Annotated in this window: 15 protein-coding genes; 6 read left to right on the plus strand and 9 right to left on the minus strand. The window is 46.1% G+C overall.

The genetic code is table 11. The features are described from left to right. Positions 1 to 2 precede the first annotated feature (2 nt). Positions 3 to 3,239 carry a response regulator gene (locus IAQ59_RS09555; protein WP_209330568.1) on the minus strand — a complete coding sequence of 1,079 codons (3,237 nt, stop codon included), beginning with the start codon at positions 3,237 to 3,239 and terminating at the stop codon, positions 3 to 5. A gap of 263 nt (positions 3,240 to 3,502) precedes the next feature. Here IAQ59_RS09555 and IAQ59_RS09560 point away from each other — a divergent pair, with 263 nt between their 5' ends. Beyond that, entirely contained in the window at positions 3,503 to 3,904 is a 402-nt protein-coding gene (locus IAQ59_RS09560; RefSeq protein ID WP_209330569.1) for an HIT family protein, read from the plus strand. A 20-nt stretch (positions 3,905 to 3,924) separates the two neighbouring features. On the opposite strand, the gene IAQ59_RS09565 is transcribed toward IAQ59_RS09560, so the two are convergent. Beyond that, complete coding sequence (locus IAQ59_RS09565; RefSeq protein WP_209330570.1) at positions 3,925 to 5,406, minus strand: S1C family serine protease; 1,482 nt, start codon at positions 5,404 to 5,406, stop codon at positions 3,925 to 3,927. A 347-nt stretch (positions 5,407 to 5,753) separates the two neighbouring features. On the opposite strand from IAQ59_RS09565, the gene IAQ59_RS09570 reads away from it, so the two are divergent. The 5 genes from IAQ59_RS09570 to hslU all read left to right on the plus strand — a co-directional run bounded on the left by IAQ59_RS09570 (position 5,754) and on the right by hslU (position 13,406). Continuing rightward, positions 5,754 to 6,917: a 1-deoxy-D-xylulose-5-phosphate reductoisomerase gene (locus tag IAQ59_RS09570; protein ID WP_209330571.1), complete on the plus strand. Its 1,164-nt coding sequence runs from the start codon at positions 5,754 to 5,756 to the stop codon at positions 6,915 to 6,917. Between the two features lies 1 nt (position 6,918). Beyond that, positions 6,919 to 8,238, plus strand: a complete 1,320-nt coding sequence (gene rseP, locus IAQ59_RS09575) for an RIP metalloprotease RseP (protein ID WP_209330572.1) — start codon at positions 6,919 to 6,921, stop codon at positions 8,236 to 8,238. Positions 8,239 to 8,506: 268 nt separating this feature from the next. After that, positions 8,507 to 10,993, plus strand: coding sequence for an endopeptidase La (gene lon, locus IAQ59_RS09580; RefSeq protein ID WP_209330573.1), 2,487 nt, complete (start codon positions 8,507 to 8,509; stop codon positions 10,991 to 10,993). Further along, complete coding sequence (porQ, locus tag IAQ59_RS09585) at positions 10,959 to 11,999, plus strand: type IX secretion system protein PorQ (protein WP_209330574.1); 1,041 nt, start codon at positions 10,959 to 10,961, stop codon at positions 11,997 to 11,999. The genes lon and porQ overlap by 35 nt, the downstream gene beginning before the upstream one ends. 21 nt (positions 12,000 to 12,020) lie before the next feature. Then, positions 12,021 to 13,406, plus strand: a complete 1,386-nt coding sequence (gene hslU / locus IAQ59_RS09590) for an ATP-dependent protease ATPase subunit HslU (protein WP_209330575.1) — start codon at positions 12,021 to 12,023, stop codon at positions 13,404 to 13,406. Between the two features lie 85 nt (positions 13,407 to 13,491). On the opposite strand, the gene IAQ59_RS09595 is transcribed toward hslU, so the two are convergent. The 7 genes from IAQ59_RS09595 to IAQ59_RS09625 all read right to left on the minus strand — a co-directional run bounded on the left by IAQ59_RS09595 (position 13,492) and on the right by IAQ59_RS09625 (position 21,244). After that, the gene (locus tag IAQ59_RS09595; RefSeq protein ID WP_209330576.1) at positions 13,492 to 14,673 is read right to left on the minus strand and encodes an MFS transporter; all 1,182 of its coding nucleotides are present in this window, start codon (positions 14,671 to 14,673) and stop codon (positions 13,492 to 13,494) included. A 111-nt stretch (positions 14,674 to 14,784) separates the two neighbouring features. Continuing rightward, positions 14,785 to 15,886, minus strand: a protein-coding gene (gene prfB, locus IAQ59_RS09600) for a peptide chain release factor 2 (RefSeq protein ID WP_209330577.1) whose coding sequence is annotated in 2 segments (ribosomal slippage) — positions 14,785 to 15,825 and positions 15,827 to 15,886 — 1,101 coding nt in all. Because the reading frame shifts where the segments join, the coding sequence is not laid out codon by codon here. A gap of 137 nt (positions 15,887 to 16,023) precedes the next feature. After that, entirely contained in the window at positions 16,024 to 16,560 is a 537-nt protein-coding gene (locus IAQ59_RS09605; RefSeq protein WP_209330578.1) for a hypothetical protein, read from the minus strand. 78 nt (positions 16,561 to 16,638) lie between these two features. Next, a complete protein-coding gene (locus IAQ59_RS09610) occupies positions 16,639 to 17,706 on the minus strand; it encodes a branched-chain amino acid aminotransferase (RefSeq protein ID WP_209330579.1) in 1,068 nt (355 codons plus the stop codon). A 5-nt stretch (positions 17,707 to 17,711) separates the two neighbouring features. After that, positions 17,712 to 18,260 carry a cob(I)yrinic acid a,c-diamide adenosyltransferase gene (locus tag IAQ59_RS09615; RefSeq protein ID WP_209330580.1) on the minus strand — a complete coding sequence of 183 codons (549 nt, stop codon included), beginning with the start codon at positions 18,258 to 18,260 and terminating at the stop codon, positions 17,712 to 17,714. A 132-nt stretch (positions 18,261 to 18,392) separates the two neighbouring features. Further along, positions 18,393 to 19,109: an ABC transporter ATP-binding protein gene (locus IAQ59_RS09620; RefSeq protein ID WP_245189524.1), complete on the minus strand. Its 717-nt coding sequence runs from the start codon at positions 19,107 to 19,109 to the stop codon at positions 18,393 to 18,395. A gap of 338 nt (positions 19,110 to 19,447) precedes the next feature. Beyond that, entirely contained in the window at positions 19,448 to 21,244 is a 1,797-nt protein-coding gene (locus IAQ59_RS09625) for a PQQ-dependent sugar dehydrogenase (RefSeq protein ID WP_209330581.1), read from the minus strand. Positions 21,245 to 21,331: the final 87 nt, after the last annotated feature.

Below are 21,331 nucleotides of genomic sequence, written 5' to 3' on the forward strand. Positions count from 1 at the left end.
AGTTACTCCCTTGAGGCGATTGTCAGTTTTTGTTCGATTTTGCTTTTTAGGTCATGAAACGATGCTAGTGTTTTTTTTGCCGCAGCAAGAATTAGGACATGGCTTTCCTGCTTTTCCATCTCTCTGACCTCGCTGGCAAATCGGTACAAATACAAACTTTCGGACAGTCCTCTGAGCTTATGAAGTAGATTTTGACTTTTCTGTTCATAATTCGCGCTTGGGCTTGCCAGTTTTTGCAGGATTTGTTCGATTTCGATAAAACCCTGGTCCAAAATGCTTTTGAGGAGGTCCTTGTCTCCAGATAAGATGCGCAGCAGTGCATCGTAGTCAAATTCCATGTCGGAAGAAGGTCGGTTCTGAAATTTCTCCTTTTGGATCAACTCCTGCACGAGATCCAGTATTTTTTGTTTTTCCAGAGGTTTGGTCATAAAGTAGTTCATCCCAGCGGCCAAGCAGGCTTCTTTTTCGCTCAGAAGAGCTCCTGCTGTGAGGGCGATGATGGGAACCGGGGAGCCGGTGGGTTCTTCTAGCTTACGGATTTCCTTTGTGGCTTGATATCCATCTTTTAGGGGCATTTGCACATCCATGAATATCAAATTGGGAGAGTGCAATATAAAGGAATCAACGGCTTCCTGTCCATTTTGCGCCTCTATTACCTGACAGGAAGGAAAATGTGACCGCAGAATTGTTTTTATCAAAATCATATTCAAAGGCACATCTTCGGCGACCAATATCTTCAGCAAGTCCTCTGCATGGGAGTCGGCAAAGTGGTCGGTCGAGGGGGATTCCTGGGGAGTCGTTATTTTATCATCAGCTAGACTTAAGAGGCAATTGAATAACTCGGAAATTTTAGCGGGTTTGATCAGCTTGGCATCGATTTGCAACTCCTGGTATCGCTTATCCAATTGCACTTCATCTACGGAGCTGTACAGTAATATTTTTGGTTTTTTTGCGGTTGACTTTGCAAAAATCTTTTTTGCCTCAGCAATAGTAGTAAGCCCATCCATAAAGGGCATTTGAAAGTCGACAATCAACACATCGAATTCTTCTCCCTGATTAAGTAATTGGAGTGCACTTAGCCCGTTGTCTACTTCCACAGTTGTGATTTCCCAATGAGCAAGGACGTCCCTCAGGATTCTTCGGTTGTTGGTATTGTCGTCTATCAACAAGATCTTCTTTATGCTGGAAAATTCCTTCACTGAAGCCTTATCTTCGGGCAAAAACGGCATCTTTAAGGTGAAATAGAAGGTGGAACCTTTGCCGAGTTCACTTTCCAAATGGATGGCCGACCCCATCTTCTCGGCAAGCATCTGAGAGATTACCAGCCCGAGTCCTGTGCCACCGAAATTTCGAGTGGTAGAGGAATCGGCCTGCGAAAATGATTTAAAGAGCTTTTCCTGCTGTTCTTTCGATATACCGATTCCTGTATCTCTTACCGAAAACGTGTAAAATCCCCATGTAGGGGCTTCCTTGTCGACTTCAAAGGAAACGGTTAGTTCAACCTCGCCCTTTTTGGTAAATTTGATTGCATTACTCAGTAAGTTTACCAATATCTGTTTTAATCGAATGGGATCCACTATCATCAACCTCGGAATATCAACCTGTATGTTTAGGAGGAATTCGAGGTTTTTGGTGGAGGTATTAAATTTGACAATGTCTGCCGTCTGTTCGATTAGTTCAATAATATCCGTTTCAATTTCCTCTAGTTCCAATTTTCCAGCTTCAATTTTTGAGAAATCCAGGATATCATTGATTATGCCCAGTAGGGAATAGGCTGAGGAATTGGCGCTCTGCACGTATTGTCGTTGAACATCGGATAGGGTAGTGTTCAGGAGAAGGTCTGTAAATCCGATCACACCGTTCAGCGGTGTGCGAATCTCATGACTCATATTAGCCAAAAATTCAGATTTCGCTCGGCTGGATTTTTCCGCTTCTTCTTTTGCCTTTATCATGGAACGCTCAAGGGCACTCTTTGTGTCCAAGTTTATCAACATCTCAGCGAAAATCTTCAGAAGGTTTTTTTCGGCGTCTTGAAGGCGGTGCACCTCATGTACCCAGTCAAACCCAACAAAGCCCGATAATTCGCTACCGCGAATCATTGGTATTGTGATCAGGGTTTTTATTCCTTGAGGCTCTATGATTGCTTTTAGTGGTTTATCGTCCAATAAATCGATGTTAGGCACCTCAAATGCTTGGTTGCGTTTATGTTGGTTAACCCAATTGGGAATCAAATCCAAAGGGACATTTTGGAGATTGTCAATCTCCGGAGTAACGCCTTCTTCACACCATTCGTAGGTATTGGAAAGTGTATTCTCCAAAAAATCATATTTAAATACGTATCCGCGGTCTGCCTTCACAAACTTGGATATTCTGGAAAGGGATTGTTTTATGGTATGGGATAAGTCCTTGATATTTGTATTGATGTAGGTAGACGAAATATCAATCATGAGGGTTTGCAATTCGATTTGTTTTTTAATCTCCTCCCTGACTAATTGCTCTTCGGTGATATCTTGCGTCAGGCCGGCAAATTTATCTGGATGATTTTCTTCCTGAATCAACAAGATCTTTATTTTAACCCATTTGAATCTTCTTCCTTTTAAGTGTATTTTTCCGGTAAACTCTCCTTCCTTTCCAGTTTTTAATACGGTTTCGCTTATGTTGCCCAGCGCTATTTTGTCTTTTTTCGAGAAAAAGCCTAATGCTTCTTCAATGCTTACAGACGTATCTACCGGAAGTTCATGGATTTTGTAAAGGCCTTTGCTCCATTTTAGTTCTTTGGTTTCTAAATCTAGCTCCCAAGAGCCCATGTCTGCCATTTTCATGGCCCTTGTCAAAAAAATATTGGTATGTACCAGTTCTTCTTGTATCTTTTTTCGTTCGGAGATATCTCTTGAAGTGGCTACTATATAGCCCTGATTATCAATCCATAGGTATTTGACCGTTACTTCAACCGGAAATTTATCCCCGGTTACTTGGTTTACATTGGTGCCTTCTATCACCATGGAAGGAATCTGCTTCAACTCCTTTACATGGGCCGACCAAACAGATCTGTCCATAAATATCTCTTCGAAGTCCCAGACATAGTACTTGTGTACCTCCTCAGGTCTTATGCCAAGTCGCTTGGATGCTTCTTTATTTACATAAAAAAGGTTACCATTTTCCAAGGCAACCTGCGTGGCATCGGATGTGTGGTCCAATAGGTGCTGGAGAAGTGTTAAATTTTCCTTGTTAGGTAACATAGACTTGACTTGGTCTGTATCGCAAAAATTAATTTGGTTAGCTGCTGTTAAGCAATATACTTTAGAATTCTTGATTGGAACATCTTTGGAGTGCCTATTTTTTTAAAGCTGCGTTATTTTTACGTTAGATCAAATCGACAGAATGGATTTTTCATGCACTCATTAGCTGACTTGGTGCAGACTTAAACCGACTCTGAAAAAAAGTCAAACTGCCGCAATATTTCCGTACCTTTGCTTCCTGTGAACTTATATACTTTCACCCTATGGCTTCCATCTTTACTAAGATTATTAACCGGGAAATTCCGGGCTATATCGTCGCTGAGGACGACCGAAACATTGCTTTTTTGGATATCATGCCCTTGGTTAAAGGGCATCTGCTTGTTGTTCCGAAGGTGGAAGTAGATTATATTTTCGATTTGGAGGAACAGGATTATGCGGACCTGATGCGGTTTGCCAAGAAGGTGGCAATTGCGCAGGAAAAAGTAATCAACTGTACCCGAATCGGGGTGGCGGTAATTGGTTTAGAGGTGCCTCATGTCCATATTCACTTGGTGCCACTCAGAACGATGGCTGATATAGATTTTTCACGGCCTAAACTAAAACTTGATGCAGAGGCTATGCAAGAAATTGCAGCGAAAATAAAATCAGCGTTTGACAATGGGTGAGGGTGTGATTTTTCTTCTTTTTACTGAATGTTATAGGATTGCATAAATGGCTGTCCATTTGGTGTGAGTCCTTCCAGCCTTAACCTACCACTAAATTCCTCCAGGAATTTACCTACAACGTTAGGGTCTTTAGCAGGTTCACCATTGTAGTGGGTAATTACAAAACCATTACCCAGACCCAAATCCCTCAGGTATCCACGGGTCATGCCGGATATTTTTACACCAAAATCGATGTTTAGTCGGTCCCTTTCCAAAGCATTGACATTTTCAAGCTTGGCACCAAGCAATGTGGAGGTATAAAATTCCCGCTTGATGATTCCGGTGTCTCCCAATAGGTTTTGAAGAGTGAGTGTAGCGCTTCGATTGGTATTGTCCCGAAGGTAGTCCAAGCGAATTTCATCCCCCGGATAATAATAGGAAAGTACTTCCTCAAAGCTACCTTTACCGGTGATCGTGATGCCATTGATGGCTTTTATGACATCATTTCGGCGAAGTCCCGCTTTTTCTGCGGCACCTGATCGTATCACATGGGATACGATCACACCGTCCAAGGATTTTAGGTTCATCTCCTCTGCAAGTTCCGGGGTTATTTCCACCACATCTACACCGGGAATGGCTTTTTGAACCTCTCCGTATTGAATGAGGTCATTGGCAATTTTGGTGGCGATATCTACCGGGACCGCAAAGCCATATCCCGTATACGAACCGGTCCTGGAAAGAATGGCGGTATTAATGCCCACCAGCTTGCCCTCGACATCTACCAATGCACCGCCAGAGTTGCCCGGATTAATCGGGGCATCCGTTTGTATAAAAGATTCCAGCGGAAACTCCCCTCCCATAATGTTGATCTGCCGCTCCTTTGCAGACACAATGCCCGCAGTAACTGTCGATGTTAGGTTAAACGGGTTACCCACGGCGATGACCCACTCTCCGATTTGAAGTTCGCGGCTGCTGCCAATTTGGATAGCCGGTAAATTGTCCGCATCAATCTTTAATACCGCTATGTCGGTATTTGCATCTGCTCCGATGAGACTCGCTTGGTAGGTACGCTTTTGGTGTACTACCTCGATTGTTTCTGCACGATCTATCACGTGATTGTTTGTGATGATGTACCCATCTTTGGATATGATAACGCCCGATCCTGTGCTTACTCGCTGCTGGGGGACTCCTTGACCAAAAAAATAATCGAATATGCTATACCTTCGGGTATCGGTACCGGAGAAATTCTTGATAAATACGACGGAGTTTGTACTTTTCTCAGATGCTTCAACAAAGGAAACCGGAGGGTTTGACCCCAACTGGCGAGGCCTACTCGGTGGAGTTTGATCAGCTTCCACTCTATCGGTTTCCAGAAGGGATGTTTGTTGATTCCACAGGCGCCCATCCCTATTTCCGTCCAGCCCATCCACTAACCTATTGGGATTGAACGCAGCTAAGTATATCCAAGCACCGAGAATTCCTCCGAACACAGCAATCGCCAAAGTAGTAAAGTATCTTTGCATCTATTGTCGAATTTTTTGCCCCGTAAGGGTTGCTTTTTTCTTTTCTAAACGACTGTAAGTCCTGAATCACACAGGTAGTGAAGAATGCCAATCCCTATTGGAGGCATCCCGGTATTTTCAGGTTCCTTCACGCTTAGCTTTCTTCATAGCTCAAGAACGTGATTTTTTCCCTGCTGTTTTGTGGAGGCTCGAATTTAATGCCAAAAACTTTATATCGGAAAATCCGGCGAAAAAAACCGGAAAACTCCGCTAACCTTGTAAATTTGTCAGCCAATGCCTGCTTTGTCAGTGCTTTCTGTTCATCATTTTGGCATGAAGACAGTGGGTGTGGTGATAAAATCGTTTAAATGTCAGAGAAGAGAAACGTAGCCATCTTAGGGTCTACGGGCAGTATAGGTACCCAAGCACTGGACGTGATTCGCAGTCAGAAGGACAGGTTTCAGGTGGAGGTGCTTACAGCCCAAAATAATGCGGATTTATTGATTGAACAAGCGTTGGAGTTTGAGCCCAATGCGGTGGTGATCGGAAATGAGGCTTACTACGAAGAGGTAAAGGAGGCTTTACGGCTAAGCGGGGTAAAGGTTTATGCCGGGCAAGCGGCATTGACCCAAGTGGTAGAGATGGAAACCATCGATGTGGTGCTGACTGCCTTGGTTGGGTATGCAGGCTTGATGCCTACCATTCGGGCTATTGAAGCAGGAAAGCCCATTGCATTGGCAAACAAAGAGACTCTCGTGGTTGCAGGAGAACTGATAACCCGCTTGGCAAAGGAAAAGGCTGTAAACATCTATCCGGTAGATTCAGAGCATTCTGCCATTTTCCAATGCTTGGTGGGGGAGTTTCATAATCCTATAGAAAAAATTATTCTCACCGCTTCAGGCGGGCCTTTTCGTGGCCTAGACAGGGAATCTCTACAGTTGGTCACCAAAGCACAGGCACTGAAGCATCCCAATTGGGATATGGGTGCCAAGATCACCATAGATTCAGCTTCAATGATGAATAAGGGACTAGAGGTGATCGAAGCCAAGTGGCTTTTTGGACTCAATGTCCAACAGATCGATGTGGTGGTCCATCCTCAATCTATTGTACATTCTTTGGTTCAATTCGAGGATGGTTCCATCAAAGCGCAACTTGGGCTTCCGGATATGCGTATCCCTATCCAGTTTGCGCTTTCTTATCCAAGCAGGCTGAGAGCTGATTTTCCGAGATTTGACTTTATGGAATATCCTTCCCTCACCTTTGAAAAGCCGGATAGGCAAACCTTTAGAAACCTGCAGTTAGCATATGATGCGATGGAAAGGGAGGGTAATGCTGCCTGTGTGTTAAATGCGGCAAACGAGATTGTCGTAGACGCTTTTCTGAAGGATCGCGTTGGATTTTTGGAAATGTCTGACCTAATTGAACAGAGTATGGCGAAAATCGGTTTTATAGAATCACCGACATTAACCGATCTGGTCGATACCGACCGTGAGACGAGAGAGTTTACCAAAGCATTAATTACAAAGAAATAATATGGATACGTTAATAATGGTGGCGCAATTGCTACTTGGATTGTCAATTTTGGTGGGATTGCACGAGTTGGGGCACTTGCTGGCTGCTAAAATGTTTGGTATGCGGGTGGAAAAGTTTTCCATCGGTTTTCCTCCAAAAATCGTGGGATTCAAATATGGAGAGACGGAGTACTCTATAGGAGCCATCCCGTTGGGAGGGTTTGTGAAGATATCAGGTATGGTGGACGAGTCGCTCGATACGGCGCAGATGGCCTCGGAACCGCAATCTTGGGAGTTTAGGGCTAAGCCCGCCTGGCAGCGGCTTATTGTGATGCTTGGAGGTATCATAGTCAATGTGGTTACCGGCATAATTATATTTGTCTTTTTGGTGTATGACCGAGGAGAGACGTATTACTCTAGGGATCAGGTATTGGAACATGGAATTGTTGCCTATGACATTGGAGAGCAGATCGGGCTGAAGACCGGCGACAAAATACTCGATATCAATGGGCAACCATACGAATCGATCAATGACCTGAGTAGTGGTTCTGCGCTGTTAAGTACGAATGGTTATTACACAGTGGACAGGGATGGAGAAAGGCTTCAGGTTTCTATTCCAAGGGGATTTATCAACTCGTTTTCCAATGAGGAAAGCATGTCAAAATTCATCCAAATCCGATTCCCGTTTGAAGTCGGCGAGGTAATGCCTGGACAGGGTGCCTCAGAGGCTGGAATACAGAAGGGAGATCGAATCACCGCATTAGATGGGCAGAAAGTATTTTACTTTGATGAACTTCAGGCAGTGCTGAAAGATAAGGCCAATCAGCAGGTAGAGGTATCCTTGGAGCGAAGCGGAAATCCGATGACCATGACCGCCAAGGTAAGTGAAAATAATACGATTGGCATTGGGGTGGCTAGCCTCCTCGAGCCGGTAAGAAAGCAGTATACCTTTGGAGAGTCAATTCCCTTGGGGGTGGAGCGCGCGTTTGGGGTAGTCATTGTGAACGCCCGGGCTATGGGCAAGATGTTTACTGGAGAAGTGTCAGCTAAGAACGTAAGCGGCCCCATTGGCATGGCGAAAATTTACGGTTCTTCTTGGGATTGGGTGAAATTTTGGTCTATCACCGGACTTATATCCATGATTTTGGCATTTATGAACTTACTGCCCATACCTGCTTTGGATGGAGGTCATGTCATGTTTTTGCTGTACGAAATGGTTTCCGGTAGGGCTCCTTCGGACAAGTTTTTGGAAAATGCACAAAAGGTGGGGATGGTTATCTTGCTCATGATTATGGTGTTTGCCATTGGAAACGATATCTTAAAGTTATTCGTGGGCAGCTAGGGCTGGGTTTCAATTTGACGCCTGTTTCTGAGGATATCTGGGCGGCTGTAAAGGAGTCTTTCTAAGCCTGTTTGGCCCTTCCCTTGAATAATTGGTATAGTCAGGGCTTTTGTTTTTGGAATTTAAAGTGATATCTTAATGCGCTTGCTGACATTTTGTGTCTCGGGCTACATTGGCATAGGGCTTGTTTACATTATTTAATAGAAAGGAACAGGCTCGCAGGCCTAAATTTTAAATAAAATGACAGTAGTACTGTCATATTGACTATATGAGCAATTTCGGAAATCAATTATATCAATCATTGCTGTTAGGAGACTATTCTGGGGATGGCGAACTTATCCACTTAATCACTGACGACGAAGAGGAAGAAAATATAAAGGACGATAATTATGCTGACGAGATTTCTATCTTGTCTGTACGCAACACCGTACTTTTTCCCGGGGTGGTTATCCCCATCACGGTGGGTAGACAGCGTTCTATCCGGTTGGTAAAAAAAGCCCAAAAAGGAGATAAGCTCATTGGTGTATGTGCGCAGCGAAATCCCAACCAAGATGACCCAGGTTGGCAGGACATTTACAATGTCGGTACCCTAGCGAAAATCATTAAGATGATCGTATTGCCAGATGGCAATACCACCATCATCATCCAAGGCAAAAAGCGATTTAAGATACGGGAAGAAATATCGGATGATCCGTATTTTATTGCAAAAGTGGATTATTTGGAAGAGTCATTTCCAAAAAACAATAAGGAAATAGAAGCCCTGGAGCAATCCCTAAAGGAGTCGGCCTTTAAAATTCTCCAGCTTAATCCAGAGATACCCCGAGAAGCCCAGGTAGCCTTGGATAATATCGACAGTACCCCATTCTTAACCCATTTTTTATCCTCCAATATCAATGCTCCCGTGGAATCCAAACAGCGTTTGCTGGAGATTAACGACGGCATCGAACGGGCAACGTTATTGTTGGAGCTAATGATGAAGGATATTCAGATGTTGGAGCTGAAAAGTGAGATCCAAAAGAAAGTACATACCGACATCGATCAGCAGCAGCGGGATTACTTTTTGCGACAGCAAATGAAAGTCTTGCAGACCGAGTTAGGGGAAGAAGGGCCCGAAAAGGAAGTGGAGGATCTGCTTAAGAGAGGAAAGAAAAAGAAATGGTCAAAGGAGGTATGGAGCCATTTCGAAAAAGAAGTTACAAAAATCCTGCGAATGAACCCATCTGCCGCGGAATACCCCATTGCCCTGAATTATGCAGAGGTGATGGTGGAACTTCCATGGAATGAGTTTACGACCGATAATTTTGATCTGAAGCGTGCAAAGGCTGTCTTGGATAAAGACCATTTTGGTCTCGAAAAAGTAAAGGAGCGGATTATCGAATACTTGGCAGTCTTGAAACTAAAGAACGATCTCAAGGGGCCGATTCTTTGCCTTTATGGCCCCCCGGGCGTCGGTAAGACCTCTCTCGGGAAATCCATTGCCAAAGCGCTTGGCCGCAGGTATGTACGGATGTCCCTCGGCGGACTGCATGATGAAGCAGAGATCAGGGGGCATCGAAAGACCTATGTGGGAGCTATGCCTGGAAAAATCCTGCAAAACATGAAGAAGGTAAAGGCTTCCAACCCCGTATTTGTCTTAGACGAGATTGATAAACTGAGCTCGGACTTTAGGGGGGATCCGTCTTCCGCCTTCTTGGAGGTACTTGATCCCGAGCAGAATAGTTCATTCACAGATAATTACTTAGAGGTCGAATACGACCTTTCCAAGGTACTTTTTATTGCAACAGCCAATACGCTGGAGACTTTGCAGCCAGCTTTGAGGGATCGGATGGAAATTATCGAAGTAACCGGCTACACGCTTGAGGAAAAGGTAGAGATCGCCGTACGGCATCTTATCCCGAAGCAGCGAAAAGAGCATGGGCTAAAAGGAAAGGATATTCAGTTTAGCCGGGAGGCTATCGTGAAAATCATTGAGGATTATACGCGTGAATCAGGCGTGCGAAATTTAGAGAGGCTTATCGGTAAAGTCACCCGAAGTGTAGCCAAGTCAATCGCCATGGAGGAGACCTATCAGAAGAAAATCACCCCGCAGACGATCCGAAAGGTATTGGGAGGCGAGGTGTACGATAAGGAACTTTACCAAGACAACAGTGTTTCTGGCGTCGTTACCGGATTGGCATGGACATCGGTAGGTGGAGAGATTCTTTTCATAGAAGCCAGTCTAAGTCAAGGCAGAGGAAAGCTCACACTTTCAGGCCAATTAGGTGACGTGATGAAAGAGTCCGCTATGACGGCCCTTTCCTATCTAAGATCCAAAGCGGATAAGTTGGGGATTGACCACCGGATTTTTGACCATTACGATCTGCATATTCACGTTCCGGCGGGTGCAGTACCCAAAGATGGGCCTTCCGCTGGTATTACGATGTTGACGGCCATTGCATCTGCCTATACTCAGCGAAAGGTACGGGCGAAGATAGCCATGACAGGAGAGATAACATTACGGGGTAAGGTGATGCCCGTAGGCGGGATAAAGGAAAAAATCCTTGCAGCAAAGCGTGCGGGAATCACCGATATTATACTCTGCAAGAAGAACCAGAAGGATCTCGAAGAGATTGACGATGTCTACTTAAAGGGGATCACCTTCCACGTCGTAGATCATGTCCAAGAGGTGCTGGACTATGCGTTGTTGGATGAGCTTGTAGATGATCCGATACCCTTTACGTTTGAAAGTCATCGGAATCCCTCCGGTGATTGCTAGGGGAATCTATATGATCTTTTGTTTGGGAACCCTGAATTTTTGCGGTTCCCATTCGCTTTTGGGGCAGGTGCCCAGAGGGGCTTTTGGATTCGGAGATCAGCCCTCTTTTACGGGACTGGCAGGATTGGGTGGGGTTAACATCACTTCGGGAGGTGACCCGTTAATGTTTCTGTCAAATCCTGCATTATTGGATTCCGCTGATGGGGAGGCACTTTCAGCCCATTATCTCAATTTGCCCGGAGGTTTTCAATTTGCCACAGCAGGCTATGGTTGGCAGCCTAAGGAAGGTTGGCAAGCAGCCTTTGGGGTGCAGTTTGTAAACTATGGGGAATTTGAAGGGTTCGATGAGGTTGGTTTTCCCCTTGGAACTTTTCATGCCAATGAATTTGCCATTACGTCTGCATTGAATGGCACCAATGGCGTCTTTCGGTATGGTCTGAATTTAAAGCTGATGGGCTCCTTGTTAGAGAGCTACCAAGCTTATGCACTGGCAAGTGACCTAGGGATTACCTATCACCACCCGCAGGAGCATTTGGTGATAGCCATCACCGCCAAACGGGTAGGGGTTGTGCTGGCACATTATATTTCGGAATTGCCTCTCCAACTTATTCCCGATGTGCGGGTAGGTATTCGTTACAAGGCTCCCAATATGCCGGTGCGGTTTCATCTGACGGGGAGAAACCTGATTCACGATAGCGGCCCTTCCTACATAAATACCGTTCCCCTAATGAATGATAACCGATTTGGTGATCGCTTATTTAAGCGATTGGTACTCGGGGCGGAGGTGCTGGTACATGAATCCTTTGAGCTCAGGATTGGATACAACCATTTGGTTCGGCGCGAGTTTGCTGATATCAGTGGCAGGGGACTTGGAGGGTTCTCTGGTGGATGGGTGTTTCGCACACCTGAGTTTACGCTTTCATATGCCGTTTCCGCCTACCAAATTGCCGGATCGGCTCATTTGTTCGGAATACACACAAACATACAGTCGCTAAGGAAGTTTTAGCCTTGGCAAAGATATTACATCATGAAGAATCTTACACCCAAACAAATTGTCGCTGAACTGGACAAGTACATCATTGGTCAGCACGACGCCAAACGGAATGTGGCTATTGCACTCCGAAACAGAATTCGCAGGCTGATGGTAAAATCGGATTTGCAAAAGGATATCGTCCCCAATAATATCCTTATGATTGGTTCTACCGGGGTGGGTAAAACGGAAATTGCTCGCAGACTTGCCAAAATAGCCCAAGCTCCGTTTACAAAAGTCGAGGCATCCAAGTTTACGGAGGTGGGCTACGTGGGCCGTGACGTAGAATCGATGGTACGGGATCTCGTGGAACAATCCGTTACCATGGTAAAGGAGGTTAGAAACGAAGAAGTAAAAGAGAAAGCAGCTGTAATCGTGGAGGATATCCTATTGGATATCTTGATTCCGCCAGTAAAAGGGAGTGGGTTTAGTACAGTAGGTTCTAGTTCTGGCTTTAATCCCGATCATGCCTCAGAGCAGGAACTGAATGAACGAACACGCGAGAAATTTAGGGAAAAGCTGCAAAAGGGGGAGCTGGAAGAGCGAAAGGTGGAAATCAATGTGAAGCAGTCACCCGCTGCGGGAATCGGAATGATCGGAAACGGCATGATGGACGAAGCAAGCATGGCAGGACTTCAGGATATGCTGAATAACATGATGCCAAAGCGCTCTAAAAAGCGAAAGGTAAGCATCCGAGAGGCACGCAAGATCCTAATGGAAGAGGAAGCTGCCAAGCTAATCGATTTTGATGAAGTTAAAGAGGAGGCGATCCGTTTGGCTGAAAACAACGGGATCATTTTTATCGACGAGATCGATAAGATCGCTTCCAAATCAGGAAAGGGTAGTTCCGGGCCGGACGTAAGTAGGGAGGGAGTCCAGCGGGATCTGCTGCCAATCGTAGAAGGTAGTGCCGTTAATACGAAATATGGGATGGTGCATACAGATCATGTCCTGTTCATAGCAGCGGGAGCTTTTCATGTTGCTAAGCCATCTGATTTGATACCGGAGCTTCAAGGTCGTTTTCCCATTCGTGTGGAACTAACCAGCTTGACCCAAGAGGATTTTTACCGGATTTTAAAGGAGCCCAAAAATGCATTGACCAAACAATATGCCGCTCTTTTTGAAGCGGAAGAAGTCTACTTGGAGTTTTCTGATGAAGCCATTCAGGAAGTCGCTACTTTGGCATTCCGGATAAACGAAGAAGTAGAGAACATCGGTGCCCGTAGGCTTCATACGGTGATGAGCCATTTGCTGAATGAATTTCTTTTTGAGGTACCGGACACAATCATGCCAAATAGTAGAATCATGATCACCCGGGAGATGGTTACGGATAGATTAAGTTCCTTGGTACAAAACCGGGATTTATCGCAGTATATCCTTTAAAGTTAGGCCCTTGGGATACTTCCCGGGGGTTTTTTTATTATCCGGAAGGGATTCATGCCGTATTTCGGCGATCGTTGTGGTAAACCTATGCGGTCTTGGGAATGTGGGCACTTTTTGGTATAAACCATAATAATAAAAATGCGACAGCAGCTGCGGCTGCACTGGTCGTAAATACCTTTCCGAAATTTTCCGCCTGGTTTGCAAATATCCATCCGGATATCAATGCACCCAAGCCAATCCCAGCCTCCAAGGCGATGTACATCGTAGCCAAGGCCCTTCCACGGAATCGGTCGAGCGAGAGGTCGATGGTCCAGGCTGTAATAGTGGGGTTGTTCATACCAATCGAAAATCCATAAAGCACCGCGCCGGTCAGCAACATCCATTTGCTCTCCGCAAAGGCCACTGTAAGCATGGCGGCTATCATGGTCAGTGTGGCGGCCTTAAGTACAGGAATACGTCCAAATCGATCAGACGCACGACCCGCAAGTACCCGTATGGCCAGCGACGCAACGGTAAATACCGCAAAAAAGAGTCCCTTATTTTCCATGTTTAGGTGTTCTGAGTAATCGGGTATAATGGTTAGGGCCACGCCAAAGGAAAATACTGAGAAGATTAAAATCAGAGATGGTGCCCAGACGCGGGTTTCTACCAATTCAGATCGGTTTAATTTTAGGTGGTTCCAACGTGGCCTTTCCTTATTTTGCAGGGTTTCCTTCAGGTTGAAAAGGATAAGTATAGAAAACAGTGAAATAAAAGCAGACAGGTAAAATAAGGGTTCTATCCCCCAAATGCCTGCAATGTAGCCCCCCAAAGCCGGGCCGGCTGCCATTCCCAATGAACCAAAAAGGGATTGAATACCCATCGCCTCCCCGCGCTTTTGGAAGGGAATGATGTCAGCCAAATAGGCAGAAGATCCCGTTGGAGTGAAGCCGGTCGAAAAACCGTGCAGAAATCTTAAAAAGAGAAACCCTCCCACGGAAGTCAGAATGGGATAGAGTAAACTTACGGCCACACAGACCACCACTCCCATTACCATAACCGGGATACGCCCAATGCGGTCGGCAAGTTTTCCGGAAAAAGGGCGGGAGAGTCCCGCAGAAAGGGTAAATAGCGCTATGATGTAACCTTTGTAATCCTCTCCACCTAAACTGCTCAGATAGGAGGGCAGCTCCGGGATAATCATATTAAAACTACTGAAAAACAGAAAATAGCTGGTACACAGTAGAAAAAAATTCAGGTTATATATGGAAGGTTTTGAAGCTTGCAAGAGCGTGTGTGATGAAGAGTAAATCCTAGCTCCCCGTGGGATCTTTGTAGAAATTCAGGATATTGAATAAATGTGCCTTCGAAGGACTAGTTCCCTTCGAAGGCATGGGGATTAATCACGTGTTGCTTCTTCTTCGCTTTGTGCAAGGAGAAATGCTTTGATGAATTCGTTCAGGTCCCCATCCAGCACAGACTGCACATCGGAGGTTTCGTATCCTGTGCGCGCATCTTTGGCCAGTTTATAGGGATGTAGTACGTAATTCCGGATTTGGGATCCAAAATCGATCTTCATTTTACTGGATTCGATTTTGGCCCGCTCGGCATTTCGTTTTTCCATCTCCAACTGGTAAAGCCTAGATTTGAGCATTTGCATGGCCTTTTCCCGGTTGGCTAGCTGAGAGCGTTCTATCTGACAGACCACTACGATGCCAGTAGGTTTGTGGGTCAGCTGAACCTTGGTCTCTACCTTGTTCACATTTTGACCGCCTGCTCCTCCTGATCGGGAGGTGTGAAATTCTACATCGGAGGGATTGATCTCAATCTCAATGGTGTCGTCTACTACCGGGTATACATATACCGACGCAAAGGAAGTGTGTCTGCGCCCGCCACTGTCAAAGGGAGATATTCGTACCAAACGGTGTACCCCAATTTCTGATTTCAAAAAGCCATAGGCCAAGGGTCCTTCAAATTCGAGCGTTACCGATTTGATACCGGCCACTTCACCTTCCTGTAGATCCACCTCACGGACTTTATATCCGTTTTTTTCACCCCACATGATGTACATCCGCATCAATATTGAGGCCCAATCGTTGCTTTCGGTCCCACCGGCTCCCGGATTGATTTCCAGCATGGCATTGAGCTGATCCTCCTCGCTACTGAGCATTTTCCGCAACTCCAAGTCTTCCAAGTCTTTTCGAACTTTTAAAAACTCGGCTTTTAATTCGGCCTCTGAGACTTCTTCCGCATTGTAAAATTCATACAATACTTCTAAATCACCTAGGTGGGTTTCCAGTGATTCAAACGAGGTGGTCCAAGCTTTACGGGCTTGGATTTGCTTCATCACCTTTTCCGCATCCTCCGGGTTGTTCCAAAAATCCGGCTGGGCGGAAATGGCTTCAAATTCTTCTATTTCGGCTTTCTTACGATCGTAGTCAAAGATACCTCCTCAAGGCCGAAACGCGGGCCTTCAAGTCTTTCAACTGGTCTTGTGTCATGGTATGTTGTTTTATTTTTAAAGTGCAAATTTCGGAAAATTTATAGGGAATACCTACCCGATCACAGGAATATAGGTGTTTGTGGCATTGGGACTGACGCATGGGTGATCTCCCTCAGTGGATTCACCTGAATCTATTCAGCGAATGGGACGATTGCTACGGGCGTTGTCTTCCCATTCCTCCTGGGTCAGAACGATCAGGCTTCGACTACCTTTGATCCGGAATCTTTTGTAACGAATCTGAGACATGATTAGAGCGGTACCAACCAATCCACCGGCTATGCCAATAGAGGCGTTGCTGTATTGGATGCTGCCTTCACCATACAGGCTGTTTACCGTCTCGGCTGTCAACAGCAGCAGTGCCGCTCCCGCGGGCATAAGTGTCAGGTTTCGAAGCGTGCTGTTTCTTTCGTCTTTGGTACGCACGTCAATGACCTCGATCTGCCTTGGGGAAACGATATTTTCCCCGAGAAGTATATGTGCCGGTTGAATCTCTCGAATTACGTCCGTCATGTAGTAAGGGATGTCGCGAAGTTTATAGGTCATGGTTTCCCCTACCTCGTACCTGATCCGAGTCTTTTGGTTGTGTCCTTTTTGGAGAACAAGGTAGCTTTGACCCGCTAAATCTATAGAAAGCGCAAAAAGCAAGAGGGTGGTATAAAGGAAAAGCTTCATGGGGCTTATACTCATTTTTCAGTGGCCACCTGCCAGTGTAGCCGGCAGGTGGTAGGTGGGATAGTCGTCAAGGTGTAACTAATACCTGTAAACCCAACCTCTGAAATCCTCTTCTTTACCATACTTGATCGCATCGAGCTTTTGGAGGACTCTGTTGGAAAACGCATCTGTGGGTTTTTGGGGAAGTTCAAAGTCTTTCCCATTTACGTTTATTAGGCGAATATGGGCTACCGTAGCGGCGGTTCCAGTTCCGAATGCCTCTTGAAGGGTGCCTTTTTCCAGTGATTCCTGGAGTTCTCCTACAGACAAAAAGCGTTCCTCCACAGGCATGTTCATCTCTCTAGCCAAGATGAGCACACTGTCTCTCGTGATGCCTTTAAGGATGGTTCCTGTAGTAGTAGGAGCAGTGATCAATACGCCATTGATCACAAACATCACATTCATGGTTCCACTTTCTTCTATGTATTGATGGGTTTTTCCGTCGGTCCAAAGGAGCTGATCATATCCCTGTTTTTGACCTGTCAAAGCAGGGTAAAGTGAGCCGGCGTAGTTTCCGGCGGCCTTAGCAAATCCGGTACCACCTTCGATTGCCCGGCTATATTGCGTTTCTACCTTTACGGCTACCGGTTTGGAATAATAGTGTCCTACCGGGCTGGTAAGGATCATGAATTTGTATTTTTGAGAAGGCCGGATTCCTAAGAAATCGTCTGTGGCAAAGATAAATGGCCTGATATATAGCGAACAGCCTGGCTTTGAAGGTACCCATTCCCTGTCTATTTCCAGCAGTCTGGCCAGCCCTTCCATAAACAGCTCTTCGGGTAATTCAGGGATACACATTCGTTTGGCCGATTCATTGAGCCTCCGTAGGTTTGCGTCGGGCCGAAAGACCAGCACTTGCCCCGCCTCGTTTTTGTACGCCTTTAGTCCTTCAAATACGGATTGTCCATAGTGAAGCGTTGCATTTGCGGGGTTTAGTGAAAGCGGCGCATACGGTTCTATCCGGGGATTTTGCCATTCTCCCTGTGCATAATCGGCTACAAACAGGTGATCACTGAGTGTATGTCCAAAGGCTAAATTGTCAAAGTCCGTTTCAGCTAATTTTGAAACCGGACTTTTGGTGATTTGAATTTCGATGGTCTTATTCATTTTGGTTAATTTCTTGGCGCCCAAATTGTTTCTTGTATCTTCAATTCTTTTGCCATCATTCTTCCTAATACAAAGAGGTAGTCGGACAGGCGATTGAGGTATTGGAGGATGAGATTGTCCACAGGGGTCTCGGTATGGAGTTCGATAACCCGACGCTCTGCTCTGCGGCAAACGGTCCGTGCCAAATGGGCAAACGACACGGAAGTGTGCCCTCCCGGTAGGATAAAATTCTTCAACGGTTCCAAACTGCTCTCCATTTGGTCGATTTCCAATTCCAGGGATAGTACGTCTGAGGCTTCTAGGTCCGGTTTTTTTACCTGTTTTGAATCTTCCTGTGTAGCTAATGTTGCCCCAATGGTAAAGAGTCGATCCTGAATGGCTTTTAAAAAATCTGCCCGGTTTTGGTTTACGGGTTGATCTTTTAATAGCCCTAGAAAGGCATTCAGTTCATCCACCGTACCGTATGCGTCTATGCGTAGGTGGGATTTAGAAACCCGCTTTCCACCCAGCAGTGAGGTGTCTCCACTGTCTCCGGTTTTGGTATATATCTTCATCTGTTAGGTAAGTTACTATTATCGCACACAGGGCTGCGGGTAATATTGTCATTCAACTGCATATTGCTGGGAGATTCCTCGGTTGCAAGGTACGTTGCTTAAAACCAACTACGGAAATAGCTTTCAAGAGGTTCAAACCGCTTCCTGCTTGCCAATGGTAGGATTTGGGTTGATTTTGTCCGATTCGACCAAGCCATCTCGCAATCGAATCACTCGGTGGGCGTAATGGGCAATATCGTCCTCGTGGGTCACCATGATGATGGTATTGCCTTTTTGGTGTAATTCTTGAAACAAATCCATGATGTCATAGGAGGTCTTTGAGTCCAAGTTTCCAGTAGGTTCATCAGCCAAAATGATACTGGGATCATTTACCAAAGCCCTTGCAATGGCTACTCGTTGACGTTGCCCTCCGGAAAGTTCGTTGGGCTTGTGGTGTACCCGGTCTTCTAGTCCCACGCTCTTTAGTGCCAAGAACGCTTTTTCCGATCTTTCTGTTTTGCCATAGCCGGCATATATTAGCGGTAAGGCGACATTTTCCAAACAGGACGCTCTCGGGAGTAAGTTGAAGGTCTGAAACACAAAACCTATCTCTTTGTTTCGCACCTCTGCCAATTCGTTTTCCGACATGTCACTGACGTTTTTATGATTGAGCGTGTAGGTGCCGGAGGTGGGTGTATCCAAACATCCAATGATGTTCATCAGCGTCGATTTTCCCGATCCCGAAGGCCCCATGAATGCCACATACTCGCCTCGATTGATCGTCATGCTGATGGACTTGAGCGCTTTTACTTCTTCCACTCCCATCCGGTAGGTCTTTTGGATTTGTTTGGTTTCTATAATCGCCGCCATATTTTTATGTAATTTAAACCGTGAAGATAACGCTTTATGACCAAAAAAGGGTAGGGTTTGGGTATTTTTGACGTTTAGCACCGATCTTCTCGTCAAAATTGTTCGGTGGCTATCGGAACGGATAGGGTATTTTTTAGTGGGTAATAGGGGGGCTTAATTGCGTACACCGAAGGCCATCACACATCCGGCCGCATGCGATTTGTTGCTTTTGGCAGACCCCAAAGGATTTTTGTCGTCACCCTTATGCCGGGAGCTAGGCCCACTGCGTCCTTTCCTGTTTCTGAGTAGGGCTAATTTCGCCGCAATAGACCATGAAATCAATAGATTAGCTGGCTGTTTTAAGGATTTGCAGGTTGTGCATCTGCCCGTATTCGGGCCACCTCGCTTGGCGTCACGGCACTTGCCTTATTTCCCCATCGGCTCCGAATGTAGGTAGTGATTGAGGCGACGGCGTGGTCGTCTAGGATGTTTTCGTGGGGTGGCATGTAGCCATTATAGGTTTTGCCTCTAACGGTGATTTCTCCTTGTATTCCATACAGGATCGCATTTATAACGGGTTCAATGGGACCCGTAACCCGTTCTGACTGGGCAAGCGGAGGAAACCGGTTTTTATCCCCTTCTCCATTGCGTTGGTGGCAGGTAGCGCAGTAGGTGTTATATAAAATTCCCCCTTCTAAGATGCTTCCTTTGTCTAGGTTATCAATCCCCTCCATAGGGGTTTTGATATAGGTTTTGTTTTCGGTGCGCTTCGCCATTGCGGCCAGTTGGGCTTCGCCAAAGGTTTTTTTGTTCCCTTTGTACATTACACGCCAGATTCTGCCTTTGTTGGATTCCGAAATGTACAGGGAACCATCAGGGCCTTCTGCAAGTCCCATGGGCCTATAGACCGCATCACCGGTGTTTTCTACGGTGTCCACCCTAGCAAAGCCATCTGCAAAGACCTCCCAATGAGACGCTTTTCCATCTTTAATGGGCACAAAGCAAACGATGTAACCGGATTGCGGATAGGGTGAGCGGTCAGTAGAACCGTGAAATGCTACAAATGCACCCTCTTTGTACCGATCAGGAAATTGGTTGCCTTGATAAAAGAGGATTTCCATGGGAGCCCAGTGACCCGGAAACCCTATTACCGGATCCTCAAATTCTGCCGCTCTTCCCACTGTGGCGCCATCTCCCCCATAGGCCGGAGCCAATACGTATTTGCCCTGGAGTTGGTCGTAATAAGCGTACGGCCAGCCAAAGTCAGAACCCTCAGTAACCCGCGCGAGAATTTCCGAAGGCAGTACCGCAGCTTGCCAGGCGCTGTAAATCTTTGGATATAAGGTGTGAAAATTATCGATGCCATTTACAACGGCATACAAATGATCGTCCAGCGGGCTCCAAGCCATGCCCACGATGCTCCTTAGGCCGGTAGCATACTTTTCTCCATCGGTCTGTACCTGATTTTGCCGGTCAGCATCAAATCGCCATATCCCTGCATGCATTTCCCTTTCCGGACTAGGATCGAGGCCCTTTCCTTCAGGGATACCTGTTGGTCCATAAAGAGAGATGTCCTGTCCCGCATCAGAGGGCGAACCAAACGGGATGTACATGTTTCCCCGTCCGTCAAAGGCCGCGGGCTTGGTGGTGTGCCAATTACGGGCTACATTGGGATCATTATCGGTCAGAATCACCTCAGTAGGGCTACTAGGTACTAGTTCTCCGGGAACAAGCTTGTTTCGTAAAACCTGCCTTACGGTGCTTGTGTATAGGTACCCATTGTGAATGGTAACCCCCACAGCTGACCCGCCCACATCTTCATAGTCTCCAAAACGTACCACGGAATCGGCCCTCCCATCTCCATCGATATCGCGGATACCAACCGTCCCACCAAGTTTGTCTCTGGAGTAGCGTAACTTCGCGTAGATGTCTCCCGTCTCAGTGACGGCAATATGGCGTGTCATACCCACACTATCGATGACAGTCAGGGCTTCGAAACCAGCTGGAAGGATAAGCCCTCCATTGTCGGAATCGGAGGGAGGTAAAGCAGGTGGTTCAGGAGTACACGCAAGCCAAGCAAGCGCAAGCAAACACCAAAACAAAGGTGAAGCGGTGACGCTAAGTGGATGGATTAATCGGGAGTAAAGGGTGCGCATGGGAATTTGGGGTCATTTTTTTTGATTCAAGTGCTGTCAGGTTCGGCAAAGGAAGCCATAAGTTAGCGAACGGAAAAGTAGAATTCA

Source organism: Lunatimonas salinarum (assembly GCF_017811155.1).
GTDB lineage: Bacteria > Bacteroidota > Bacteroidia > Cytophagales > Cyclobacteriaceae > Lunatimonas > Lunatimonas salinarum.